Origin of the sequence: Lactococcus sp. LG1074 (assembly GCF_017309525.1) — a bacterium.
GTDB lineage: Bacteria > Bacillota > Bacilli > Lactobacillales > Streptococcaceae > Lactococcus > Lactococcus petauri.
In genome coordinates, this window is the sequence record NZ_CP071293.1 from 1,573,014 (window position 1) to 1,597,685 (window position 24,672).

Sequence of the window (24,672 nt, forward strand, 5' to 3'; positions counted from 1 at the left end):
TTGCTCTCTTTTCTTTTTGACTTTTTCATTTTAAATTATAGTTCATCTCCCTAACTATTGCAACCGCTTTCTTGATTTTGTTACCTAGCGGGGTATACTCTTCTTGCATTGCGAAAAGACTTAGGTTAAAATAAAGCCATGAAGATTTTAATTACAGCAGGTGGTACCACTGAGTCCATTGATACCGTCCGCGGTATCACTAATTTCGCGACAGGTAGTTTAGGAAAATTAACTGCTGAAGAATTTTTGACACACGGACATCAGGTTATTTTGTTAGCTGGACGTTTTGCACAGCTACCCTCAAAACAAGAAAATTTAACTGTTATCCCAATTGGCGATACACAAGATTTACTAAATAATGTAGAAAGATTTCTTCCAGCAGTCGATGTTGTTGTCCACAGTATGGCAGTTTCTGATTATCGTCCTGTTTATATGACTGGGGTAGATGACTTGCCACAGCCACTTACAAAAGAACAGCTCATTCATTTCCGCCCTGAAGTACAGAAAAAAATATCCTCAAATTCTGATTACCAAATGATGCTCTTGGAAAAAACACCGAAAGTTATTTCATTTATTAAAAAATGGAAACCTGAAGTTCTTCTTTTTGGCTTTAAACTCCTTTCTGGCGTCAGTGAGGAGCACTTGCTGGAGGTTGCCCAAAGCAAACTCAAAGAAACTTCTGCTGATTTTATTATTGCAAATGATCTAGCTAATATCCAAGGAGAAAACCATCTAGCCTTCTTAGTTAGTGGTTCTGCGGATATTACTCAGCTTCAAACTAAACCACAAATTGCTCAAGTAATTGTAAAAAAATCCGAGGAGGCTTATCATGGCTAATATAACTCTTGCTGTTACTGGCAGCATTGCAGCCTACAAAGCTGCAGATATCGTCTCGATGCTCAACAAAAAGAACCATAATGTTACTGTTTTGATGACAAAAGCAGCTACACAATTCATTACACCTTTAACTTTGCAAGTTTTATCTAAAAATAAAGTACACCTTGATATTATGGATGAAGAACATCCCGATGTTGTTAATCATATCGATATCGCAAAACACACTGATATTTTTGTTGTTGCTCCTGCCACAGCGGATACCATAAGTCGCCTTTCTCATGGTGCCGCTTCTGATATTGTAACTTCTGTAGCCCTTGCGCTACATCCAAGCAAAACCAAATATATTGCTCCTGCTATGAATACTAATATGTATGCCAATCCTTTAACGATGAAAAATATTGATATTTTAAAATCAATAGGATACAATGTTATACAACCCAAACAATCTCTCTTAGCTTGTGGAGACTTTGGTGAAGGCGCACTCGCAAATATTGATACCATTGTTGATATGCTGGATCAAGCTACTAAAATTGAGGAAATTTAAAAACATGAAAAAATCAAAAGCATCCGATATTGCCATCCTTGCAATCTTTATTGCTATCATGGTTGTCGTGCAAGTTTTGAGCCAAATCGTCTATAGCGTGTGGCCATTGCCTATTGTGCCTACACTCTTGCATATTCCTGTAATCATCGGTTCCATTGTCTTAGGTGCACGGAAAGGTGCTTTCTTAGGGCTTGTAATGGGAATTATCAGCGTTATTAATTCCACAATCCTTACTACACCTTTGAGTTATGTGTTTAGCCCACTTCAACCCATTCCTGGTACAAATCATGGTTCCCTCTGGGCTTTAGTAGTTGCTATTGTCCCTCGGATCCTCATTGGTGTATTTCCTTATTTTATCTATAAAGCCATGAAAACACGTACAGGTGCAGGTATTGCTGCTTTTGTAGGTACAGCTACAAATACAGTACTTGTCTTAAGTTTCATTACTTTATTTTTTGGTCAATACACAGGGATGACTTTCGCAGGACTTATTCAGCTGATTATTACAAGTAATTCCATTGCTGAAGTTGTTATCGCCGTCATTTTAACAGCAGCGATTGTTCCTTCTTTAGAAAAATCAAGATAAATTACAAAGCAGGCATCACATGGTCTGTTTTTTTATTTTTTGGAAAATAGAAATGAAAAATGATATAATACATCTGAAACCGAATTCATTTTTGATTAGGATTTAAAATAAACAATAACTAATTGAAGCCTTGAAAACAAGGGCTTTGGAGGATAACAATGTCATACAATGAAATTTACGAACAATGGTTAAATGCTGACTTAACGCCTGACTTGCATAAAGAATTGCTTGCAATGGACGAAAAAACAAAGGAAGATGCATTCTATACATATCTTGAGTTCGGTACAGCTGGTCAACGTGGTCTTTTAGGTGCTGGAACAAACCGTATGAATATTTACACAGTTCGCTTAACAACTGAAGGACTTGCACGTCTGATGGACAGCAAAGGTGATGCGAAAAAACGAGGTGTAGCTATTGCTTATGATAGTCGTCACTTTTCTAAAGAATTCGCTATGGAAACGGCAACGATCCTAGCAGACCATGGTATTCCAAGCTATGTCTATGACAGTCTTCGTCCCACTCCAGCCTTGAGCTTTACAATTCGTGAATTGAATACTCTCACAGGTGTTATGATTACAGCCAGCCACAATCCTGCTCCTTATAACGGCTACAAAGTTTATGGCGAAGACGGTGGTCAAATGCCACCTGAAGATGCGGCAGCCTTGACCGAATATATTCGACAAATTGACGACATTTTCTCTATCACTTTAGGTGATACGGAAAAATATATTGCGGATGGTATGATCAAAATTATCGGTGAAGATATTGATGCAAAATATCTTAAAAATATCGAAACCGTTACAATCAATCATGATTTAATTAACGAATACGGTCGTGATCTTAACATCGTTTACACACCTCTCCACGGGACTGGTGAAATGCTCGGACGTCGAGCTCTTGCCACAGCTGGTTTTGAAAAAATTGCCGTTGTAGAAGAGCAAGCTATCCCTGATCCCGACTTTTCAACTGTAAAATCACCTAACCCAGAAAGTCAAGCAGCTTTTGCTATGTCTGAAGAACTTGGCCGTAAAGTTGGAGCTGACATGCTAGTTGCTACTGACCCAGATGCCGACCGTATCGGTGTCGAAGTCCGCTTACCAGATGGAAGCTACCAACCTTTGACAGGTAACCAAATCGGCGCCGTCTTAGCTAAATATATCCTCGAAGCACACAAAACAGCTGGTACATTACCGGCTAATGCGGCTATGGCTAAATCTATCGTCTCTACTGAGTTAGTCAGTCATATTGCTGAAAGCTATAACGTGAAAATGTTTAATGTACTCACAGGGTTCAAATTCATTGGCGAAAAAATTCATGCTTGGGAAACTACAGGTGAACACACTTACATGTTTGGTTTTGAAGAAAGCTTTGGCTATCTCATCAAGCCTTTTGTCCGTGATAAAGATGCTATCCAAGCAATGCTCCTTATCTGTGAAGTTGCGGCTTACTACCGTTCTTTAGGTAAAACACTCTATGATGGTATTCAAGATATCTATGCTGAATATGGTTTCTTTGTTGAAAAGACACTTTCAGTTACGCTTGAAGGTAGTACTGGGAAAGAACAAATCGCTGAAATCATGGGTAAATTCCGTGACAATGCACCAGAAAAATTTGACGGTCTTGAAATTCTTTTGACTGAAGACTTCAAAGAACTTACTGCAACATCACACAGTGGCAAAGTTGAAAAATTAACAACTCCTCCTTCTGATGTTTTAAAATATCATTTAGAAGATGGTAGCTGGATTGCTGTTCGCCCTTCTGGTACAGAGCCTAAGATAAAATTCTATATGGCTGCTGTAGCAAATACAGAAGCACAAGCACAAAGTAAAATTGATCATTTTGAAAAAGAAATCACAACATTTATCGGATAAATTGTCCTAAAAGCTGTCTGTCACAGACAGCTTTTTTATTTATCACCAACATAATAAAAAACTCAATCTTTTTTAATCTTCAAGCAAGAAAAATAAGCTGCTGCAAACCCTTAAAATAGGTTATTTCAGACTATAGACCTATTGAAAAATAAAGCAATTTCCTGTAAAATGGTAACAGACCGTTTATTTATAGAAAGCGAATTTATTTTGAAAAATTTGAACAAAAAATTGTCCCTCTTGGGTGTAGCAAGTGCTGGTTTGCTCTTGCTCTCTGGCTGTGTCCAAACCCATATTGTTGATGGTGTGCGTGTCCCTACCGAAGCTGCAACACATGGTATGACTTACCAAATTCTTGTTAAACCAATGTCAGCCTTTGTCGATGTGTTTGCGAATAACATGAACCTTGGTTATGGTTGGGGTATCGTCTTAGTCACTCTGATTATCCGTTTCCTTATCCTTCCATTGGGACTCAACCAAGCCTATAAGTCCACTTATATGCAAGAAAAAACAGCTTACTTGGCTCCAGTGTTTGAACCACTTAATGCAAGATTGAAAGCTGCAACGACACCCGAAGAACGTATGGCTGCCCAACAAGCTTTGATGAAAGCACAAAAAGATAATGGTATCAATATGTTATCTTCATTGGGTTGTCTCCCCCTACTTATCCAATGGCCTTTCTTCATTGCCCTCTATAATGCTGCAGCCTATACTCCTGGTATTTCAACAGCAACTTTCTTTGGAATTGACCTCGGACGTTCAAGTATTGTAATCACTCTGATTGCGGGTGTTTTCTACTTCCTGCAAACTTGGATTTCAACCAAGAGTATGACACCTGAACAAAAGAAAACAGGTATGACTATGCTCATTATGAGTCCTGTGATGATTATTGTTTTCAGTTTTATGTCCCCTGCAGGTGTAGCTCTTTATTGGGCTGTTGGTGGTATCGTGATGGTTATCCAACAAATTATCATTACTTACGTTATGAAACCACGCATGCGTAAGAAAATTGATGAAGAATTTAAAAATAATCCTCCAAAAATGGCTGATCTTCCAAAAGATGTCACTCCTAAATCTGCAACACAACAAGGATTGAAAGATTTGGATGCACCACGTAAGAAGAATAATAACGGACGTAATGCTGGTAAGCAAAAGCGTAAATAATACACTCTAAAGAAGCAAGTTTATGTTGCTTCTTTTATTCTAGCCAAAAAAACCTCCAGAACCTTAAGATTCTGGAGGTTTTGAACTCTGTTCTTCACTCTAGCTGATATAGTTTTGTAAGCTGTATTGATCACAAATCATAATCTTATGCTGAACAATATCAATAATTTTTTCTTCCCGGAGTTCACGAAGTATTCTGTTAACACTGGTTCGTGTTGAGATTCCACAAAATCCTGCTATGTCTTCATTGGTTACGGGAAAATCAATTAATATCCCTTCCGCTTTTTGTTTACCAAAGCAATCAATGAAATTATATAAACACGCGCATACAGCGCCTTTTTTACCGTTTACAGTCATTTTTTGCAATGCTTCTAAGATCATGACTAATCTTTTACGATAGAAATTATCCACAATACGAAACAGCTTGATATCTTTATCAATCCATTCCCAAAAAACTTTACGTGGCACCCGATAAAAAGTTGCCTCATCCGACTCTATTCTCACATTAAAGAGAGCTGAAACTCCATCCAGTTGTTCTTCTTCAAGCAATGAAACAAAATCTGGTTCACAAACATAAGTAATATTAAATTCACGACCATTTCGCAAAATACTACTCAGTTTAACCACACCTTCTTTAAGAACATAAAGATACTCTGATTCAATGCCTTGATACATGATATAGCTGTGTTTCCTACGACTAACTACACTCACATTTTTTTCTTCTAAAAGCTCTACTACGTATTCTATGTCATTCATACCATTTTTTAAGCAACATTTGTCTGGTGTTGTTTTTTCCCATGCACAAGATAATAGATAATCCATACTATGACAACCGCTGGCGCACTGTAAAGATACAGGTTACGGAATCCAACCATACCTTTTCCAAGCATTGGAATGATAGCTCCGAGGATAATCGGACCGCCGCCAACGCCCAAATCTAAAAAGCCAAAGAAAGTTGAAGTTGCAACACCTATACGATCTTTACGTGCTTCACGAATCGCAATAGCTTGACCAAAAGGTGCAACTCCTCCATAACCGAGACCAAATGTCCCTCCAGCAATAAGCAACATGATAAAGCCAGCACCTGGACTCATGAAACCTGCTAAACCAACGAAGAGCATTGAAATTGCAAAGAAGATAAAGACAGGATGGAATACCCAATTGTCTCCTTTAGTATCAAACATGCGTCCTGTTAATGGGCGTGATAAGAAAATCAAGACAGCATATAAAGTAAAGAATAATGAACCAGCAGTCGAAATATGTAAGAAGGATGTAAATGGCCCCATTCCTGTTAAAATAGCGGAGTCAATAAATCCTGCCAAAAAGGCCACAAAAGAAATAGGTAAGGCTGATTTTTCGATGTATTTATCTAAGCCTTTTGGACTGTGAAGTAATGCTTCCTGCACTTCTTCTTCGGAGAGCTCTTTTACATGGACAAAGAATATCAAAACAAAAGTTAAAATAAGTAAGATAAGTGCCAAAGCAAGAAGCCCATTAAAACCTAACGAAGAAGAATAAATGGAAATACTTAAAGCAGGTCCCACAGCTGCAGCCAGCGTAACGGACAAAGCATAATAGCCAATCCCTTCGCCTCGTCTTGAAGCTGGAACAATATGTCCAGCAATCGTTCCTGAAGCTGTTGCTCCAATCCCAAATCCCATACCTTGAATTACACGTATAACAAAGAGTAAAGGTATATTAGTCGTTGCATAATACCCCAAGGTTAAAACTAAAAAGATAATTCCACCTACATAAAGGAGCTTTTTCATCCCAATCCGTGTTACAACGATACCGGTCCATACACGCCCTATAAGCGCCCCGATAACAAAGATACTTGATAATGATAAGCTCACTACTGTAGATTGATGGAGTTCTTCCATCGCATACGTCCCTATAGATGACGTTAAAACGTAAAAAACAATATAAAATAAAAAGCTAATAAGTGTATTAATAATGAAAGTAGCTGTAAAAAGACTTTCTTTTTTCATGATTTTTTCTATTCCTCGACTGATGTGTATCTTATGAAGATACTTTTTTATTTGTTATTTGATAAGGGAGATATTTCTTACTTCAAAAGCAAATTTTCCATTATCTGTAATCAAATAACCGTGATGATCAGTCACATATTTTACAGCTTCGGCCATGGAGTCAAATTCTTCGATTAGACTGTGGTAGTTTACTCCGCCCATAAAGTTAGGGGTCGCATCTTCTTCATATGTAGATAAACTTTTAAATTCAAATTTCATTATTAAATTTTCCTTTTCTTTATTCTCGTCAAAAATTTAGTGGCCACTTTCATTTCGACATTTTATGTACAAGAAATATAATATAAGAAAAAGCGTAACATCGCTACAACAATTTATACTGCAAAATATGAACAACATATGTTAACAACTCTTATTTGTAAAAATAAAAAAAAATACTTGATAAGGCCAAAAGCCTATCAAGTATTTCTCTGTTTTTGCTTATGTCAAGTGAACACCTTTATCCACATAAACCACATCTCCAATGACGCCTGTAGCTAAAGGACTAACGAGGAAGGCTGCGGTTTGTCCAACTTCTTCGATCGTTACTCCCTTACCGTCAGCTGTACGGCTGTTTGATTCTTTAATCAAATCTTTGTAGCCTGCAACACCAGATACCGCAAGTGTTTTGATTGCACCCGCTGAAATAGCATTAACATGAACACCAACGTGTGCCATTTCTGCTGCCAAGTAACGTACACTTGCTTCTAGAGCTGCTTTAGCAATACCCATTACATTGTAGTTAGGAATCGCACGAACAGAGCCCATATAGCTCAAAGTAACAATACCAGAGCCTTCATTGAATAAAGGTTTTGCAGCTTTTGCTACAGCAAGCAATGAGTAAGCTGAGATATCTTGTGCAAGGGCATAGCCGTCACGTGAGATATCAGATACATTACCATCAAGTTCTTCTTTTTTTGAATAAGCAATGGCATGTACCAAACCATCTATTTTGCCCACGCGGCTTTCAATAGTTGAAAATGCGCGACGGATAGATTCGTCAGATACAACATCACATTCAATAAGTAGATCTTCTGGTCCAGCAAGCTTTGCAAGCTGTTTTTCCATACGTTCATTTTGATAAGTGTAAATCAAGGTCGCCCCTTGATCTTTCATAGCTTTAGCGCAACCCCAAGCGATAGACTTGTTGTTAGCCACACCCATAATGACGATTTTTTTTCCTTCTAAAAACATATAAATAAGTCCCCTTAAAATAAAAAAATATATTTCAGAAAATATAAGTTAAAAAATATAAGTAAATAGTTTAGTATATCAAAATACTTACTACATAAAACATTGTAATGTAAAAGCCTGTAATTGTCAAGTTTCCCTCTTCAATCTAAAAGAAAACGTTTTAAAAATCCTAAATTTGATGATACAATAAAATTAAGAATGAAAGAGAGGTTTTATGAATAAGCAAGAATTTATTGAAAAAGTCCGCGGTGGACTGATTGTTTCCTGTCAAGCGTTGCCAGGCGAACCACTTTATTCTATTGATGGTGGAATTATGCCTCTTATCGCTTTAGGTGTCCAAAATGCGGGCGCTGTAGGTATTCGAGCAAATTCTGTACGAGACATTGAAGAAATTAAAGAGGTTGTTGATGTGCCCATTATCGGCCTCATCAAACGTGATTATCCTCCACAAGAACCCTATATTACTGCAACTATGCAGGAAGTTGATGAGTTAGCTAGCCTTAATATCGCCGTAATTGCCCTAGATTGTACACTGCGTGAACGTCATGATGGTTTAAGTATGGCAGATTTTGTTCATCAGGTGAAGGAAAAATATCCTCATCAATTGCTAATGGCAGATATTGATACTTTTGCTGCTGGAAAAGCGGCCTATGAAGCTGGTTGTGACTTTGTCGGAACCACACTTTCTGGTTATACTGAGGCAACAAAAGAACGACCTCAACCTGATATTGAGCTTATTCAGTCACTCTTGGACAGCAATATTCCAGTGATTGCTGAAGGTGGTATCCATATTCCCGAACAGGCTAAAAAAATTCAGGAACTTGGTGTGCTCGCTCAAGTTGTTGGTGGAGCAATTACACGTCCTCATGAGATTACTGCCCGCTTTATCAAAGCTATAAAGCAAGCTGAATAAAAAAATCTCTCAAACCAAGGGTGGCTGAGAGATAGAGCTTATGTTAAAGTAATCTTTACTCAAATAGTATAGCACTAGTGTCTTCAATTTTTCTAGTAATAAACATCTAAGTTTAATATTCTAAAAATTTGCCATGCTTGGCTCTAGTTATACCTCTATCGAATTTCTCCATGGTCTATAGTAGCAATCCAAGGAGCATTTTAATGTTTTTATACATAAAACAATAAAAATAGTGATATAATGAGATAGTACAAATAAAATATGAGGTACTATTAATATGACAAATTCAAAGTATGCCATGACAGCGACAGAAGTTATGGAAGTTATTCCTAACCGTTATCCTATTATGTTTATCGATTATGTTGACGAAATCTCAGAAAATAAGATTCTTGCAACAAAAAACGTTACAATTAACGAAGAAGTTTTTAATGGGCATTTCCCTGGCAACCCAACTTTCCCAGGCGTTTTGATTTTGGAAAGTTTAGCTCAAGCCGGTTCAATCTTGATTCTTAAAAAAGAAGAATTCCAAGGAAAAATGGCCTATATTGGTGGCATCGACAAAGCTAAATTCCGTCAAAAAGTTGTTCCTGGTGATGTAATGAAACTCGAATTTGAAATCACTAAATTCCGTGGCAAAGTAGGTAAGGCTGATGCTGCCGCATATGTTGATGGCAAGAAAGTAACAACTTGTGAGTTTACCTTCATCGTGGATGAAGCCGCTGAACAAGAAAAATAAAAAAAGAGCAGGTGCTCTTTTTTTATTTAATCTAAAGCCTTAATTTCCAAAATCATGTCTCGTAACTGCGCAGCTGATTCAAAGTCAAGCGCTCCTGCAGCTTCGGCCATTTCTTTCTCCAGCTTTTTAAGTAATGCTTTACGTTCTTTTTTCGTCATTGCTTCAGCCGAAACTTCTTCAACTTCTCCGCTTTCGGTACGTTTCGTAATGGAAATCAGATCACGAATTTCTTTCTTAATGGTTTGTGGCACAATCCCATGTTTTTCATTATATGCCATTTGAATTTTACGACGACGACTCGTTTCATCCATTGCACGTTGCATAGACTGTGTAATATTATCACCATACATGATGACACGTCCATTAGAATTACGTGCAGCACGTCCGATGGTTTGAATCAAGCCACGCTCATTACGTAAGAAGCCTTCCTTATCCGCATCCAAAATAGCAACCAGAGAAACTTCTGGCACATCAATCCCCTCACGTAAAAGATTAATACCGACTAATACATCAAAAACACCCAACCTCAAGTCACGAATAATTTCTGTTCGCTCCAAAGTTTTGATATCACTGTGCATGTACTTAACTTTTACACCCATTTCTTTGAAATAGGAAGTTAAATCTTCAGCCATCTTTTTCGTCAAGGTTGTTACAAAAACACGTTCATCTTTTTCAACACGCGCATTGATTTCTCCTAAGAGATCGTCAATTTGCCCCATCATTGGCCGAACTTCCACGATAGGATCAAGAAGACCTGTAGGACGTATAATTTGCTCCACGATTGTCTCTGTTTGCTCCATTTCATAGTCACCAGGTGTGGCAGAAACATAGACAATTTGATGCACATGACTTTCAAACTCTTCCCGACGAAGCGGACGGTTATCCAAGGCTGAAGGCAGACGGAAACCATAATTGACCAGCATATCTTTACGCGCCCGGTCACCATTATACATTCCCTTTACTTGTCCCATCGTCATGTGGCTTTCGTCAATCATAATCATGAAATCATCAGGGAAGAAATCAAGTAAAGTGAAAGGTGGTTCCCCTTCGGTACGGCCGTCCATATGACGCGAGTAGTTTTCGACACCATTACAATAGCCCATCTCACGTAGCATTTCAATATCGTAGTTGGTTCTTTGTTCCAAACGTTGCGCTTCAAGGAGTTTCCCTTCACTACGGAAGACCTTTAATTGCTGTTGAAGTTCTGCTTCAATCTTGGCAATGGACTCTTCCATACGGTCGTCATTAGTCATAAAGTGAGTAGCCGGGAATATAGCAAGATGGTCTACTTCGCCTAAAACTTGTCCTGTCAGGGCTTCTATTTCACGGATCCGGTCAATTTCATCACCAAAAAATTCAACACGAAAAGCATGCTCATCTCGTGATGCTGGGAATACTTCCACAACATCACCACGTACACGAAAACGACCACGTTGAAAATCGATATCATTACGTTCAAACTGGATGCCCACTAAATCGTTGAGTAATTTATCACGAGAAATTTCCAGTCCAGGACGTAAGCTGACGACGCTATCTTGATATTCCTTAGGAGAACCCAAACCATAAATACATGAAACAGAAGCAACGACAATGACATCATTGCGCTCTAAAAGGGAACTTGTTGCACTATGACGCAGTTTATCAATCTCATCATTGACAGAACTGTCTTTTTCAATATAAGTATCTGAAGAAGGCACATAAGCTTCAGGTTGGTAATAATCATAGTAACTGACAAAATATTCGACAGCATTATTAGGGAAAAACTCTTTGAATTCACTGTAAAGCTGACCCGCAAGTGTCTTATTATGTGCCATAACTAAGGTAGGTTTATTTGTCCGCGCAATAACTTGGCTCATGGTATATGTTTTACCTGTACCAGTAGCTCCTCGTAAAATTTGCGCTTTTTCACCATTTTCAATATTTTCTACAAGCGTCTCAATAGCTTGTCCTTGATCTCCAGCTGGCTCATACTTGCTGACCAGATCAAATTTATTATCTGTTATACGTTCTATCATTTTATTTCCTTAAATTCTTTTTTAAAATAAGTGAGGCCTTTCGGTATACGTCGGCTTTGAAACTAAATGCATTAAAATCAATATCTGCAAAAGGCACAGCCTTATAGCTGATAAACTCAGGATGACCAGTTTTTACATTTATAGAAGCCTCGGGATAAAGTCGGATAAGAAAATACTGTTGCTCTTGTCCATCATAGCTCCAATCAGGAAAAGTCATACCTTCTGGAAAATCATACCGTAATAGTTCTGGATATTTCCCTATAATTTCAAAATCTTGCGTACCAATCTCTTCTTCAAGTTCTCTTACCACGGCTTGTTCAGGGGTTTCACTTGTCTCAATTCCTCCTTGTGGGAAACCCCAAATTTGTGGCAAATCTGCACGTTGAAAGAGTAAAATTTCATTTTCTGCATTCAAAATGATTGCTGCTGTATTTTTTCTATAAGTTTTAATTTCTGCCCCCTTATAAACCTTCTCTTTAATCAATTTTAACATTTTTGACTGAAAATTTATGATATAATTAACTAATAGTAATAATATATCAAGGAAGTAAAAAAATGTCTGTACAAGAAAAATTAATCAAAGCAAGTCATATGATTAGCATGGACGATATTGTCCGTGAAGGAAACGAAACGCTACGTACTGTTGCTGATGAAGTAAGCTTACCCTTGTCTGATGAAGATATCATTCTAGGCGAAAAAATGATGGAATTTCTCCGTAATTCACAAAATCCAGCAATGGCGGAAAAAATGCAGCTCCGTCCAGGTGTTGGTTTAGCAGCCAATCAACTCGATATTGCCAAAAAAATTATCGCTGTCCTTATCCCTAACGATCCAGAAGTAGATGAAAATGGTAATGAAGTTGCACCTAAAGAAGCTTATAAGTTGGCAGAAATCATGTATAATGCTAAAATTGTAAGTCACTCTGTTCAAGATGCAGCTATCGAGTCTGGTGAAGGTTGTCTTTCTGTCGATCGTGAAGTCCCTGGTCTGGTTATCCGTCACGCGCGTGTAACTGTAGAATACTATGACAAAAATGGTGAGAAACACAAGATTCGTCTGAAAGATTTCCCTTCAATGTGTGTCCAACATGAGATCGACCATACAAATGGTATAATGTTCTACGACCACATCAATGAAAAAGAACCTTGGGCTGTCAAAGATGGACTTCTGATTGTCCAATAATTTCCCCCAATAAAAAAGAATAAGCCTAAAAAGCTTATTCTTTTTTATTTTAATAATTTTTCAAGTTTTCTTCTTCTTATCCTATAGTCTTGAACATTAAGGATAATGTTATTATGAGGTAAACGGGGTAAAAAAAGAAAATATACGAGGGGAGAGCGATTATTATCACAAATCCACTAATTGCTCCAATAAAATAATTATTGACTTGATTAAAGGCTGTGTATTTTGAAGACGTTTCTTGATCATATTTCCGAGACATATCTTCTTCGTTTAAAATTCTCCAGAGCATAAGTACTCCCCCTAAAAGTATTTTTAGTTATTTATTAGCACGAAAAATATAAGGAATATGCACCAAAGATAAAGTTTTTTCATTAACTAATTCTTCTCAGATTTAAAAATTCATAAGCTTCTAAAAGCCAAGGATGAATAACTTTTATATCGTGTTTCAAAATATAATCAATATAAGCAAAGGCTGCTGCTTCAAAAGAATAATTTAGCGCCTGAGTGATTTCCTTTAGATAAGGAGGTTGTCCTTCTTGATCCCATCTTATTTTGTCAGCCACAAATAAAACTAAATCAACCTTTGAAAATTTTTTCTTCAAGGTAGTATGGCAAGAAATTGCTGAAAGAATTTTTTCGTCTTGGATACCAAATTCTCTTTGAGCCATTATCCTTGATATTTTTTGATGAATAATCATAGGAAATTGTCTTTCTTCCTTAAATAGCTCTATCTTCATATCTTCTGCTACAAAAATTCTTTCATTATTGGGATAAATAGCAGAAATATCATGTAAGTATCCTGCTATTTTTACTTGCTCTCTTTCTGCTTCATTTAGAAATTCATGTCCTATTTCTTCAGCATAGTCACCAACAGTTATGCAATGGTTATATGTTGCATAACATTCCTTTTCTAATAAAAAAGTTTTTATCTCTTGTTTAAGTTGATTTGTATTTTTCATATTTACCTTACTTTAACAAAAAAAGATAAGACCATCAACCGGTCTTATCTTTTTTTATTTCTCCTCATCTTCAGTATCAGATGTATCCGCTGTGCCTTTTACTTCTTCAGGCTTATTCACAATAACAATCTTATCATCAACCAAATCTGCAAGTAATTCTTTATACTCAGGATGCTCGATATAAAAATCAGCAATAGCATCCTCGATATTATCCTGGATGGTACGACGTAATGGGCGTGCTCCCATTTTCGGATCGTAGCCCAGATCAACGAGTTTTTCTTTAACCGCCTGTGTGACGTCAAGATGAATATCATTTTGAGCGATTTGAGCATTTACTTCATCCAACATTAAATCTACAATCTTAAGCAAGTTTTCTTTGCTCAATGCTGAGAATTCAATGATAGCATCAAAACGGTTCATGAATTCTGGACTGAAGAAATTACCCAACTCTCCAAGCACTGAATTCGTACGTCCTTCACGTGCAGCGCCAAAACCAACACTTGCTTCAACCTTACCTGTACCAGCATTCGATGTCATAATGATGATAGCATCTTTGAAGGAAACTGTACGACCTTGCGCATCTGTCAAACGCCCGTCATCAAGAATTTGCAAGAACATATGCATTACATCCGGGTGAGCTTTCTCAATCTCATCCAATAAAATTAAGCTGTATGGGTTACGGCGCACACGTTCTGTCAACTGACCTGCTTCTTCATAACCCACATATCCTGGAGGAGCACCAATCAACTTAGCCACACTATGTTTTTCCATGTATTCCGACATGTCAAAGCGAATCATGCTATCTCTTGAGCCAAAAAGCTCATAAGCCAATTGTTTTGCAAGTTCGGTCTTCCCTACACCAGTAGGTCCAACAAAGAGGAATGAACCGATAGGACGATTAGGCTTTCCAAGTCCGACACGCGAACGACGCACAGCTTTAGAAATTTTATCAATCGCTTCATCTTGCCCGATAACATGTTCTTTCAAGTCTTCAGCTAGATTAATGAGCTGTGTTTGTTCTTTTTCTTTCAAATCACCTACAGGTATATGTGTCTTTTCTTCAACAATTGCTTCAATATCTTTTTCTGTGATATTTGGCATGTCAGTATCTGAGATTTCATGGCTTTGAAGCTCACGAAGCTTAGCGATTTGATCACGGAAATGAGCTGCTTTCTCAAAATCTTCACGTTGCATGGCTTCGTTTTTTTGCGCCTCTGCTTGCTCAATACGTTTCTTTATGTCCTCAGGATCAACAAATTTGAGGGTCAGATTCTTTTTCGAACCCGCTTCGTCCAGCAAGTCTATTGCTTTATCAGGAAGGAAACGGTCCTGAATATAACGGTTAGACAGATTTGCAGCAGCTAAGATTGCTTCATCTGAGTATTTTACATGATGATAATCTTCATAACGTTTTTGAATACCACGTAAGATTGTGATAGTCTCATCTACAGAAGGTTCATCAACTTTAACAGGTTGCATCCGACGCTCAAGCGCTGCATCTTTTTCAATAATTCGATATTCATTGAGGGTTGTTGCTCCAACAAGTTGGAGTTCTCCACGTGCTAAAGCCGGTTTAAGGATATTTCCAGCATCCATATTTCCTTCCCCAGCAGAGCCTGCGCCCACAATCTCATGAATTTCATCAATGAAGAGGATAACGTCATCACGTTTACGAATCTCTTCCATCAGTTTTTGCATACGCTCTTCAAATTGCCCACGCACACCAGTACCTTGGACGAGACTGACAACATCAAGACGAATAACTTCTTTATTTTGTAGTTTTTGTGGTACATCACCATCAACTATTTTTTGGGCTAAACCTTCAACAACTGCTGTTTTCCCAACACCAGGTTCACCGATAAGAACAGGATTATTTTTTGTTCGACGATTCAAAATTTCGATAACACGGGTAATTTCAGAATCCCGTCCAATAACAGGATCTATTTCTCCACGACGTGCAGCATCAGTAATGTTGACTCCGAATTCTTCAAGAAGTCCTTTAGGTGCTTGACTTCCACGAGGATTTTGTGGACCTCCTGGGCCTCGACCACCCGCTTGTGTTGGAGGTGTCATTGTCCGACCTTGATCATTACCATGTAAGGCTTGGAAAATATCTGGAAATGGATTAAAAGGATCATCATTATTCGAAATATTTGTAGCTCCAGCAAACAAGCTTTCTTGACCACCTGATTTCATAATTTGATAACAGTTTTGGCATAAATCCACTTGCTTACGCTGGCCATTCACATTTGTATAAAGGTGAATTGTCGCTTCGTTTATTTTACAATTTTGGCAGAGCATCTCTTCCTCCTTTGTGGTTACGTCTTTTCTTTATTTTAACTTATTTTTTTAGAATTAAAGAATCATGTCTGGCTTCTTTTATTTAAAGTTTGACCTTTTTTGACCTTTAATAATTTTTATTATATCACTTCTCTCAAATTTATCAAATCTTTTGTACTATATTCTTTTTCAATTATAAGAAAAAACTCTTCGACATCTGTCGAGAGAGTTTTTTATATTACATAAAGTCACGCAATGGTTTGCTACGACGAGGATGACGTAACTTTTTAATCGCTTTCGCTTCAATTTGACGAATACGTTCACGTGTCACTTTAAATTGTTTACCAACATCTTCAAGTGTGTGCATACGTCCATCATCAAGTCCAAAACGCATACGCAATACGTTTTCTTCGCGGTCCGTTAAGGTATCCATAACTTCATCAAGCTGTTCACGAAGCAAGATACGGTTGGTATAGTCTACCGGACTTTCAATCACATCATCTTCAATGAAATCTCCAAGGTGTGAATCGTCTTCCTCACCAATAGGTGTTTCCAATGATACAGGTTCCTGCGCAATTTTTAAGACTTCACGAACTTTATCAGGTGTCATGTGCAATTCTTTACCAATTTCTTCTGGTAAAGGATCACGACCTAATTCTTGTAAAAGATTACGTTGTACACGGATTAACTTATTGATTGTTTCGACCATGTGGACAGGAATACGAATTGTACGTGCTTGGTCAGCAATCGCACGTGTGATTGCTTGACGAATCCACCAGGTCGCATAAGTTGAGAATTTGAAACCTTTCGTATGGTCAAATTTGTCCACAGCTTTCATAAGTCCCATGTTTCCTTCTTGGATCAAATCCAGGAATTGCATCCCTCGTCCAGAATAACGCTTTGCAATTGAAACAACCAAACGTAAATTGGCTTCCGCAAGCATTTGTTTGGCAAATTCTGCTTCATCACCACCTGCCACGATAGCTTCCGCAAGTTTTGTTTCTTCTTCAAGCGAAATCAATGGATAACGTCCGATTTCCTTAAGATACATACGGACAGGATCATCAATACGGACATTTGTCACGATTTCATCCATGGCATTATCATCAAGCTTTTCTTCTTCTTCAGCTTGCAAAGCTAATGGACTAGGATTTCCTTCTTTATCAACAATAGAAATACCTGCATCTTGGATTTGTTGAAGCAAATCTTCGATAGCTTCGGCTTCCAAACCAAACTTCACCACAAGCTCATCTGTAATTTCATCATCTAAAGCTTCTTCGAGAGGTTTACGTTTTGTAATATAAGCTGCTACTGCTTTATCAAAAGCCTTATTGTCAAAAGTATCCGAATCTTTAATATCGATTTTCTTGGCCGCTTTTTCTTTAACAGAAGTTACATGTTTAGAACCTTTTTCTTTTAACTCTTCCACATCAACTTTTTCAACAATAATTGGTTTAAAATCCATTGCCGCAAGGAGTTTTGCTTCTTCAGCTTCAAAAATAGAACTTGAATGCGATTTAACCGCCATACCAAGCTCTTGTGCTTTTGCGATTAAAGCTTTGTTAGTGATTCCAGTTTCTTTTGCAATTTGACTGATTCTTTTTTTATTATTACTTGCCAATTTAATCCTCCCCAATGAACAATATAAGCAATAGCTTATATTTTTTTCTTCTGATTAATGATTTGGATTGTGAGTTCCAGCTCACGTTCCTTGTTGCCTACTTTTTGGGCATTTTCTAGTTGTTTTTGCAATTCACTAAACTTTATTTGCTCCATTTCCTTTGCAAAAACGGCCACCAAATCTTCGAGCTCCTGACTACTTGTCTCATCTGGCAAATCAAGACTTAAGATTTGATAAAATAAATTTTTCTCATCGGTATCTAATGAGGTACCAAAGTGAGAAGGATCAATTTCTTCAAAACTCATAACCTCAAGTATGATTTTGTCAAAAAGGTTCTGGTAACGCTGATGGACAAAGCGAAAAGTTTCATCCTTCGCAAATTTTTGAAGAATACTCTGATGATAAATCATGCGATTCAAAAGTTGTTCCTCTGCCCGTTCACTTCGTGATAAACTTGGAAGTTGCGGCTGTTGTACAGTTTTAGCAGCCTCTTGACCAGAAGGAAAATCACCATAATAATCTTGCTCCGTTGCAATAAAACCAGGATCAGGATAATTCGAAAAATCTTCTTCCGAAAAGCTCCCAAAACTCTCTTCAAAATTTCCCGCTTCTGCCCTTGATTTAAGGACGTTTTCACGCTTTAAATTGACAGATTGCTCTACTTGATTATACTCGAAATCAGGTAAAATCTCAACTAATTTTCTTATAAAAGCATCCTGTGCTGTAATTGACGAAACCCTTGCAATAACAGGCGCCATTTGCTCAATAAAATCCAATTGGTTTTGCAGATTTGAAAGGTTTTCAGGTTTCAAATAATCAATCAGAAATTCTGTCGGTTGTATCCTGCTGTTTTCCATCAGACCAGCTAATGATTCTAAAGAATATTTTTTACTGTAATCGTCTGGATCCAAGCCTTCTGGAACACGAACAATCTGTGTCTTCTCTTCACCAATCAAATCAATTGCTTTATATATTGCATTTTGACCTGCCTGATCGCCATCATAGATAAGAACATAATTTTTAGCTATTTTTTTTAAACGCTTTACGTGTTTATCAGTTAAGGCTGTTCCCATAGTCGCCACAACATTATATACACCCGCTTTATAAGCTGCAATAACATCCATGAAACCTTCCATCAAGTAAACTTCACGTGTTTTAGAAATAACTGGTTTTGCTCTATCCAAATTATAAAGCTCGTAAGATTTATCAAAGATTTTTGTTGCACTTGTATTAATATACTTTGCCTTACTTGTATCATTTTCTTGCCATTTTCGGCCAGAAAATCCCACAACATGCCCGTACTCATTTTTGAGTGGAAACATAATTCTGTTTTGAAAAGCATCAAAAACCTTGTTACTTGAAAAGTTGAAAAGCCCGGAATTCGCTTGAACACTTTCATCAAATTTTCCAGAGAGATTTTTAAAAATGAAATCATTTTCGTCTGGTGCTAAGCCGATATTAAACTGCTTGATAATCTCAGAAGTAATCCCACGTTTTTCTAAATAAAGCCGAGCTTTTTCACCGATTTCTGTCGAAGTCAAAACAATATTATAAAGCCGTGCAGCTTGATTGTTTATATCATAAAGCATTGCATGAGGATTATCTTTTTCTGCAGTAGAATCATTCTCAATATTTAAGGTGATTCCAGCAAAACTCGCAACATCTTTTACTGCATCCACAAAACCAACTTGTTTATAATCTTTTATAAAATCAATAACATCGCCAGATTTTCCACAACCAAAACAGTGATAAAACCCTTTATCAGCATTGACATTAAAGCTTGGTGTTTTTTCCCCATGAAAAGGACATAGCCCTAAATAATTCTTTCCAGACCTAGTGAGAGGCACATATTGTGAAATTAAATCAGCAATATTTACCTGATTTTTTAACTCGGTTACTTCTTCGTTCGTAAGAAAAGCCATATAACCCCCTCTCATCTTTAACATTCTACATAAAGCATAAAAAACGACTATTCAACAATAGTCGTTGTACGGAAGGGGAGTAAGGGATTCGAACCCTCGCGCCGGTTTCCCGACCTAACGATTTAGCAAACCGTCCTCTTCAGCCTCTTGAGTAACTCCCCACCAGTTATTCACAATATATAGATATTATAAACATCTATGGGAACACGAGGATTTGAACCTCGGACCCCTGCGTTATCAACACAGTGCTCTAACCAACTGAGCTATGCTCCCAAATTATTAAAAAATCTTCTATATCCCAGAAAATTTTTAAGCGGGTGATGAGAATCGAACTCACAACATCAGCTTGGAAGGCTGAGGTTTTACCACTAAACTACACCCGCAAATGGCGCGAGACGGAATCGAACCGCCGACACATGGAGCTTCAATCCATTGCTCTACCAACTGAGCTACCGAGCCAAAGGAAAGGAGGATGTGGGATTCGAACCCACGCACGGTTTTACCCGCCTGACGGTTTTCAAGACCGTTCCCTTCAGCCGGACTTGGGTAATCCTCCAAAAAGTGGATCTTGTTGGATTCGAACCAACGACCGCTCGGTTATGAGCCGAGAGCTCTAACCAACTGAGCTAAAGATCCAGCTGTAAAATATAATAGCGGCGAAGGGGATCGAACCCCCGACCTCTCGGGTATGAACCGAACGCTCTAGCCAGCTGAGCTACACCGCCAAAAATTTCTGATAGAATAATCTATCAATCGGGAAGACAGGATTCGAACCTGCGACACCTTGGTCCCAAACCAAGTACTCTACCAAGCTGAGCTACTTCCCGAGATAAAGTTCATTATCATCATGATTTCATTCAGAAATCAATGCACCCGGCAGGATTCGAACCTGCAACCGCCTGATTCGTAGTCAGGTACTCTATCCAGTTGAGCCACGGGTGCATAATATTTAATTTTAAAGCGAACGACGAGATTCGAACTCGCGACCCCAACCATGGCAAGGTTGTGTTCTACCCCTGAACTACGTTCGCAACGCTTAAAGAAAGAAAAACTTTCTAAATACCTCTAGCTGCACTACACTAGGTCCAACAGTTAAAGGAATGCCGACTACATGATTCGAACACGCGACCCTCTGATTACAAATCAGATGCTCTACCAACTGAGCTAAGTCGGCTATAAAAGAAATGCGGATGAAGGGACTTGAACCCCCACGCCCTAAAGCACTAGAACCTAAATCTAGCGTGTCTGCCAATTTCACCACATCCGCTTGACAAGTTCTTTTACGCTTTATACCTCAACCTATTGTTAAAGTATGACCCGTGCTGGGCTCGAACCAGCGACCCTTTGATTAAAAGTCAAATGCTCTACCAACTGAGCTAACGAGTCTATTTCTTTTATTACCTTTCAAGTCTATCAACTTGAAACGGTTCCGACGGGAATCGAACCCGCGATCTTCGCCGTGACAGGGCGACGTGATAACCGCTACACTACGGAACCTATGGGAGTTAACGGGATCGAACCGCTGACCCTCTGCTTGTAAGGCAGATGCTCTCCCAGCTGAGCTAAACTCCCAATCACTTGGCATTTACCCTATCTCGCAGGGGGCAACCCCCAACTACTTCCGGCGTAATAGGACTTAACTTCTGTGTTCGACATGGGAACAGGTGTATCTCCTATGCAATGAATACCAAATCATGGTCTGAATGTATTGAACACTCAAAACTAAATAACAATCTCTTGATAAATAAGTAAAGCTGAACTCATATGTTCTATTACTTGGTAAAGTCCTCGAGCTATTAGTACTGGTCCGCTCCATCCCTCGCAGGACTTCCACTTCCAGCCTATCAACCTGATCATCTCTCAGGGCTCTTAATTCATAAAGAATGGGAAATCTCATCTTGAGGTGGGCTTCGCACTTAGATGCTTTCAGCGCTTATCCCTTCCCTACATAGCTACCCAGCGGTGCTCCTGGCGGAACAACTGGTACACCAGCGGTAAGTCCACCCCGGTCCTCTCGTACTAAGGGCAGATCCTCTCAAATTTCCTACGCCCGCGACGGATAGGGACCGAACTGTCTCACGACGTTCTGAACCCAGCTCGCGTGCCGCTTTAATGGGCGAACAGCCCAACCCTTGGGACCGACTACAGCCCCAGGATGCGACGAGCCGACATCGAGGTGCCAAACCTCCCCGTCGATGTGAACTCTTGGGGGAGATAAGCCTGTTATCCCCAGGGTAGCTTTTATCCGTTGAGCGATGGCCCTTCCATGCGGTACCACCGGATCACTAAGCCCTAGTTTCCTACCTGCTCGAGTTGTAGCTCTCGCAGTCAAGCTCCCTTATACCTTTACACTCTACACATGATTTCCAACCATGTTGAGGGAACCTTTGGGCGCCTCCGTTACTCTTTAGGAGGCGACCGCCCCAGTCAAACTGCCCGACAGACACTGTCTCCCACGCCGATTATGCGTGTGGGTTAGAGCAACCATGAAGCAAGGGTAGTATCCCAACAGCGACTCACTTGAAACTAGCGTCCCAAGGTCAAAGTCTCCTACCTATCCTGTACATGCTTCACAGGTACTCAATATCAATCTGCAGTAAAGCTCCATGGGGTCTTTCCGTCCTGTCGCGGGTAACCTGCATCTTCACAGGTACTAAAATTTCACCGAGTCTCTCGTTGAGACAGTATCCAAATCATTACGCCTTTCGTGCGGGTCGGAACTTACCCGACAAGGAATTTCGCTACCTTAGGACCGTTATAGTTACGGCCGCCGTTTACTGGGGCTTCAATTCAGAGCTTCGCCTAAGCTAACCCCTCCTCTTAACCTTCCAGCACCGGGCAGGCGTCACCCCCTATACATCACCTTGCGGTTTAGCAGAGAGCTGTGTTTTTGATAAACAGTTGCTTGGATCTTTTCACTGCGGCTGTATTTCTACAGCACCCCTTCTCCCGAAGTTACGGGGTCATTTTGCCGAGTTCCTTAACGAGAGTTCTCTCGATCACCTGAGGCTACTCGCCTCGACTACCTGTGTCGGTTTGCGGTACGGGTAGTATTGAATTAAACGCTAGAAGATTTTCTTGGCAGTGTGACATCAAGGGCTTCGCAACCGTAGTTGCTTCCCCATCACAGCTCAATGTTAAAGGAAAATGCATTTGACACATTCCACACCTCACTGCTTAGACCAGAATCCATTAACTGGCTCCCTTTAGCCTACTGCGTCCCTCCATCACTAACAATACTAGTACAGGAATATCAACCTGTTGTCCATCGACTACGCCTTTCGGCCTCGCCTTAGGTCCCGACTAACCCAGGGCGGACGAGCCTTCCCCTGGAAACCTTAGTCTTACGGTGGATAAGATTCTCACTTATCTTGCGCTACTCATACCGGCATTCTCACTTGTAATCGCTCCAGCACCCCTCACGGTATACCTTCATCGCTGATTACAACGCTCTCCTACCATTTAATTAATATTAAATCCACAGCTTCGGTAATATGTTTAGCCCCGGTACATTTTCGGCGCAGGGTCACTCGACTAGTGAGCTATTACGCACTCTTTGAATGATAGCTGCTTCTGAGCTAACATCCTAGTTGTCTGTGCAACCCCACATCCTTTTCCACTTAACATATATTTTGGGACCTTAGCTGGTGGTCTGGGCTGTTTCCCTTTCGACTACGGATCTTAGCACTCGCAGTCTGACTGCCGCACATGTGTATTAGCATTCGGAGTTTATCTGAAATTGGTAACCCGAGATGGGCCCCTCATCCAAACAGTGCTCTACCTCCAATACACTTAAATTGCGACGCTAGCCCTAAAGCTATTTCGGAGAGAACCAGCTATCTCCCAGTTCGTTTGGAATTTCTCCGCTATCCACAAGTCATCCAAACACTTTTCAACGTGTCCTGGTTCGGTCCTCCAGTGCGTCTTACCGCACCTTCAACCTGCTCATGGATAGGTCACTAGGTTTCGGGTCTACATCATGATACTAAAGCGCCCTATTCAGACTCGCTTTCGCTACGGCTCCGCCTCTTCAGCTTAACCTCGCATCATAACGTAACTCGCCGGTTCATTCTACAAAAGGCACGCTCTCACCCATTGACGGGCTCGAACTTCTTGTAGGCACACGGTTTCAGGTGCTATTTCACTCCCCTCCCGGGGTTCTTTTCACCTTTCCCTCACGGTACTGGTTCACTATCGGTCATTAAGGAGTATTTAGGCTTGGGAGATGGTCCTCCCGGATTCAAACTGGATTTCGCGTGTCCAGCCCTACTCAGGATACTGCTAGGTATAAAGTCTATTTCAAATACGAGGCTATTACTCTCTTTGGCTTACCTTCCCAGGTAATTCTTCTATAGACTTTAAGTCCACGTTGCAGTCCTACAACCCCAAGAAGCAAGCTTCTTGGTTTGGCCTGTTTCCCGTTCGCTCGCCGCTACTTAGGAAATCGTTTTTACTTTCTCTTCCTGCAGGTACTTAGATGTTTCAGTTCTCTGCGTTACCTTCTCGTAAGCTATGTATTCACTTACGGATACTATGCATAACATAGTGGGTTTCCCCATTCGGAGACCTAGGGATCAATGCGTACTTACTGCTCCCCCTAGAATATCGTCGTTAGTCACGTCCTTCTTCGGCTCTTAATGCCAAGGCATCCACCGTGCGCCCTTATTAACTTTGCCATTAAAACAAGTATAAGTTTTTTCGAACTATTTAAAATAATTCGCAGCTTTACAGAAATGTTTTACCATTTCTCGGTTTATTTATCGTTATAAGATATTGTTATTTAGTTTTCAATGATCAATTCCTATTTTAACGTCTTCGTTGACAAGA

The 24,672-nt window shown here is 39.4% G+C and carries 18 protein-coding genes, 15 tRNA genes and 2 rRNA genes; 8 read left to right on the forward strand and 27 right to left on the reverse strand.

The window, feature by feature from the left end; genetic code table 11:
* Nucleotides 1-138: 138 nt before the first annotated feature.
* The 5 genes from J0J36_RS07830 to yidC all read left to right on the forward strand — a co-directional run bounded on the left by J0J36_RS07830 (nt 139) and on the right by yidC (nt 4,999).
* Nucleotides 139-837 carry a phosphopantothenate--cysteine ligase gene (locus J0J36_RS07830; protein WP_003134172.1) on the forward strand — a complete coding sequence of 233 codons (699 nt, stop codon included), beginning with the start codon at nt 139-141 and terminating at the stop codon, nt 835-837.
* A complete protein-coding gene (coaC, locus tag J0J36_RS07835; RefSeq protein ID WP_003134174.1) occupies nt 830-1,381 on the forward strand; it encodes a phosphopantothenoylcysteine decarboxylase in 552 nt (183 codons plus the stop codon). Before J0J36_RS07830 ends, coaC begins: the two co-directional genes overlap by 8 nt.
* A gap of 4 nt (nt 1,382-1,385) precedes the next feature.
* A complete protein-coding gene (locus J0J36_RS07840; protein ID WP_003134176.1) occupies nt 1,386-1,967 on the forward strand; it encodes an ECF transporter S component in 582 nt (193 codons plus the stop codon).
* A 158-nt stretch (nt 1,968-2,125) separates the two neighbouring features.
* On the forward strand, nt 2,126-3,838 hold the full coding sequence (locus J0J36_RS07845) for a phospho-sugar mutase (RefSeq protein WP_153925328.1): 1,713 nt from the start codon (nt 2,126-2,128) through the stop codon (nt 3,836-3,838).
* Between the two features lie 207 nt (nt 3,839-4,045).
* On the forward strand, nt 4,046-4,999 hold the full coding sequence (gene yidC, locus J0J36_RS07850; protein ID WP_003134180.1) for a membrane protein insertase YidC: 954 nt from the start codon (nt 4,046-4,048) through the stop codon (nt 4,997-4,999).
* 99 nt (nt 5,000-5,098) lie between these two features.
* On the opposite strand, the gene J0J36_RS07855 is transcribed toward yidC, so the two are convergent.
* From J0J36_RS07855 to fabI, 4 genes are all read right to left on the reverse strand, one after another.
* Nucleotides 5,099-5,755 (reverse strand): Crp/Fnr family transcriptional regulator, encoded by a 657-nt coding sequence (locus tag J0J36_RS07855; RefSeq protein WP_003134181.1) that lies wholly within the window; start codon nt 5,753-5,755, stop codon nt 5,099-5,101.
* 8 nt (nt 5,756-5,763) lie between these two features.
* Nucleotides 5,764-6,987, reverse strand: a complete 1,224-nt coding sequence (locus J0J36_RS07860; protein ID WP_003134182.1) for an MFS transporter — start codon at nt 6,985-6,987, stop codon at nt 5,764-5,766.
* 54 nt (nt 6,988-7,041) lie between these two features.
* Entirely contained in the window at nt 7,042-7,245 is a 204-nt protein-coding gene (locus tag J0J36_RS07865; protein ID WP_003134184.1) for a hypothetical protein, read from the reverse strand.
* Nucleotides 7,246-7,464: 219 nt separating this feature from the next.
* Entirely contained in the window at nt 7,465-8,217 is a 753-nt protein-coding gene (gene fabI, locus J0J36_RS07870) for an enoyl-ACP reductase FabI (protein WP_003134186.1), read from the reverse strand.
* Nucleotides 8,218-8,431: 214 nt separating this feature from the next.
* Between fabI and J0J36_RS07875 the strand changes: the two genes are divergently transcribed.
* Nucleotides 8,432-9,130 carry an N-acetylmannosamine-6-phosphate 2-epimerase gene (locus tag J0J36_RS07875; RefSeq protein WP_003134187.1) on the forward strand — a complete coding sequence of 233 codons (699 nt, stop codon included), beginning with the start codon at nt 8,432-8,434 and terminating at the stop codon, nt 9,128-9,130.
* 277 nt (nt 9,131-9,407) lie between these two features.
* A complete protein-coding gene (fabZ, locus tag J0J36_RS07880) occupies nt 9,408-9,866 on the forward strand; it encodes a 3-hydroxyacyl-ACP dehydratase FabZ (RefSeq protein WP_003134189.1) in 459 nt (152 codons plus the stop codon).
* 26 nt (nt 9,867-9,892) lie between these two features.
* Here fabZ and uvrB read toward each other — a convergent pair whose 3' ends face one another.
* Both uvrB and J0J36_RS07890 read right to left on the reverse strand, forming a co-directional pair.
* Nucleotides 9,893-11,881, reverse strand: coding sequence for an excinuclease ABC subunit UvrB (gene uvrB / locus J0J36_RS07885; RefSeq protein ID WP_003134191.1), 1,989 nt, complete (start codon nt 11,879-11,881; stop codon nt 9,893-9,895).
* 1 nt (nt 11,882) lies between these two features.
* The gene (locus tag J0J36_RS07890) at nt 11,883-12,374 is read right to left on the reverse strand and encodes an RNA pyrophosphohydrolase (RefSeq protein WP_242520609.1); all 492 of its coding nucleotides are present in this window, start codon (nt 12,372-12,374) and stop codon (nt 11,883-11,885) included.
* Nucleotides 12,375-12,436: 62 nt separating this feature from the next.
* On the opposite strand from J0J36_RS07890, the gene def reads away from it, so the two are divergent.
* Nucleotides 12,437-13,063, forward strand: coding sequence for a peptide deformylase (def, locus tag J0J36_RS07895; protein ID WP_017370260.1), 627 nt, complete (start codon nt 12,437-12,439; stop codon nt 13,061-13,063).
* Between the two features lie 371 nt (nt 13,064-13,434).
* Here def and yqeK read toward each other — a convergent pair whose 3' ends face one another.
* The 21 genes from yqeK to J0J36_RS08000 form a co-directional block, all read right to left on the reverse strand.
* A complete protein-coding gene (gene yqeK / locus J0J36_RS07900; RefSeq protein WP_017370528.1) occupies nt 13,435-14,022 on the reverse strand; it encodes a bis(5'-nucleosyl)-tetraphosphatase (symmetrical) YqeK in 588 nt (195 codons plus the stop codon).
* 54 nt (nt 14,023-14,076) lie between these two features.
* The gene (locus tag J0J36_RS07905) at nt 14,077-16,323 is read right to left on the reverse strand and encodes an ATP-dependent Clp protease ATP-binding subunit (RefSeq protein ID WP_019291613.1); all 2,247 of its coding nucleotides are present in this window, start codon (nt 16,321-16,323) and stop codon (nt 14,077-14,079) included.
* A 217-nt stretch (nt 16,324-16,540) separates the two neighbouring features.
* Nucleotides 16,541-17,923 (reverse strand): RNA polymerase sigma factor RpoD, encoded by a 1,383-nt coding sequence (gene rpoD / locus J0J36_RS07910; protein WP_017370526.1) that lies wholly within the window; start codon nt 17,921-17,923, stop codon nt 16,541-16,543.
* A 35-nt stretch (nt 17,924-17,958) separates the two neighbouring features.
* Entirely contained in the window at nt 17,959-19,845 is a 1,887-nt protein-coding gene (gene dnaG, locus J0J36_RS07915; RefSeq protein ID WP_165719074.1) for a DNA primase, read from the reverse strand.
* Between the two features lie 73 nt (nt 19,846-19,918).
* Nucleotides 19,919-20,006 (reverse strand) — tRNA-Ser (locus J0J36_RS07920).
* A gap of 38 nt (nt 20,007-20,044) precedes the next feature.
* Nucleotides 20,045-20,118 (reverse strand) — tRNA-Ile (locus J0J36_RS07925).
* 39 nt (nt 20,119-20,157) lie between these two features.
* Nucleotides 20,158-20,228: transfer RNA gene (locus tag J0J36_RS07930), tRNA-Gly, on the reverse strand.
* Nucleotides 20,229-20,231: 3 nt separating this feature from the next.
* Nucleotides 20,232-20,304, reverse strand: a tRNA-Phe gene (locus tag J0J36_RS07935).
* A gap of 7 nt (nt 20,305-20,311) precedes the next feature.
* Nucleotides 20,312-20,401 (reverse strand) — tRNA-Ser (locus J0J36_RS07940).
* A gap of 6 nt (nt 20,402-20,407) precedes the next feature.
* Nucleotides 20,408-20,481: transfer RNA gene (locus tag J0J36_RS07945), tRNA-Ile, on the reverse strand.
* Between the two features lie 15 nt (nt 20,482-20,496).
* A tRNA-Met gene (locus J0J36_RS07950) sits at nt 20,497-20,570 on the reverse strand.
* A 28-nt stretch (nt 20,571-20,598) separates the two neighbouring features.
* Nucleotides 20,599-20,672 (reverse strand) — tRNA-Pro (locus J0J36_RS07955).
* Between the two features lie 41 nt (nt 20,673-20,713).
* Nucleotides 20,714-20,787 (reverse strand) — tRNA-Arg (locus J0J36_RS07960).
* 17 nt (nt 20,788-20,804) lie between these two features.
* Nucleotides 20,805-20,876: transfer RNA gene (locus J0J36_RS07965), tRNA-Gly, on the reverse strand.
* Between the two features lie 70 nt (nt 20,877-20,946).
* Nucleotides 20,947-21,019: transfer RNA gene (locus J0J36_RS07970), tRNA-Thr, on the reverse strand.
* Nucleotides 21,020-21,030: 11 nt separating this feature from the next.
* A tRNA-Leu gene (locus tag J0J36_RS07975) sits at nt 21,031-21,112 on the reverse strand.
* 46 nt (nt 21,113-21,158) lie between these two features.
* A tRNA-Lys gene (locus J0J36_RS07980) sits at nt 21,159-21,231 on the reverse strand.
* A 38-nt stretch (nt 21,232-21,269) separates the two neighbouring features.
* A tRNA-Asp gene (locus J0J36_RS07985) sits at nt 21,270-21,342 on the reverse strand.
* A gap of 2 nt (nt 21,343-21,344) precedes the next feature.
* Nucleotides 21,345-21,417 (reverse strand) — tRNA-Val (locus tag J0J36_RS07990).
* 4 nt (nt 21,418-21,421) lie between these two features.
* Nucleotides 21,422-21,537, reverse strand: a 5S ribosomal RNA gene (gene rrf / locus J0J36_RS07995).
* Between the two features lie 84 nt (nt 21,538-21,621).
* Nucleotides 21,622-24,521 (reverse strand): 23S ribosomal RNA (locus tag J0J36_RS08000).
* Between the last annotated feature and the right edge of the window lie 151 nt (nt 24,522-24,672).

Bases quoted from the DNA above. Each gene is read 5' to 3' on its own strand.
- fabZ (WP_003134189.1), top strand. From the start codon at position 9,408: ATGACAAATTCAAAGTATGCCATGACAGCGACAGAAGTTATGGAAGTT.
- J0J36_RS07840 (WP_003134176.1), top strand. From the start codon at position 1,386: ATGAAAAAATCAAAAGCATCCGATATTGCCATCCTTGCAATCTTTATT.
- J0J36_RS07855 (WP_003134181.1), bottom strand. From the start codon at position 5,755: ATGAATGACATAGAATACGTAGTAGAGCTTTTAGAAGAAAAAAATGTG.
- J0J36_RS07905 (WP_019291613.1), bottom strand. From the start codon at position 16,323: ATGCTCTGCCAAAATTGTAAAATAAACGAAGCGACAATTCACCTTTAT.
- J0J36_RS07865 (WP_003134184.1), bottom strand. From the start codon at position 7,245: ATGAAATTTGAATTTAAAAGTTTATCTACATATGAAGAAGATGCGACC.
- dnaG (WP_165719074.1), bottom strand. From the start codon at position 19,845: ATGGCTTTTCTTACGAACGAAGAAGTAACCGAGTTAAAAAATCAGGTA.
- J0J36_RS07875 (WP_003134187.1), top strand. From the start codon at position 8,432: ATGAATAAGCAAGAATTTATTGAAAAAGTCCGCGGTGGACTGATTGTT.
- fabI (WP_003134186.1), bottom strand. From the start codon at position 8,217: ATGTTTTTAGAAGGAAAAAAAATCGTCATTATGGGTGTGGCTAACAAC.
- coaC (WP_003134174.1), top strand. From the start codon at position 830: ATGGCTAATATAACTCTTGCTGTTACTGGCAGCATTGCAGCCTACAAA.
- J0J36_RS07845 (WP_153925328.1), top strand. From the start codon at position 2,126: ATGTCATACAATGAAATTTACGAACAATGGTTAAATGCTGACTTAACG.
- def (WP_017370260.1), top strand. From the start codon at position 12,437: ATGTCTGTACAAGAAAAATTAATCAAAGCAAGTCATATGATTAGCATG.
- J0J36_RS07860 (WP_003134182.1), bottom strand. From the start codon at position 6,987: ATGAAAAAAGAAAGTCTTTTTACAGCTACTTTCATTATTAATACACTT.
- uvrB (WP_003134191.1), bottom strand. From the start codon at position 11,881: ATGATAGAACGTATAACAGATAATAAATTTGATCTGGTCAGCAAGTAT.
- J0J36_RS07830 (WP_003134172.1), top strand. From the start codon at position 139: ATGAAGATTTTAATTACAGCAGGTGGTACCACTGAGTCCATTGATACC.
- yqeK (WP_017370528.1), bottom strand. From the start codon at position 14,022: ATGAAAAATACAAATCAACTTAAACAAGAGATAAAAACTTTTTTATTA.
- J0J36_RS07890 (WP_242520609.1), bottom strand. From the start codon at position 12,374: ATGTTAAAATTGATTAAAGAGAAGGTTTATAAGGGGGCAGAAATTAAA.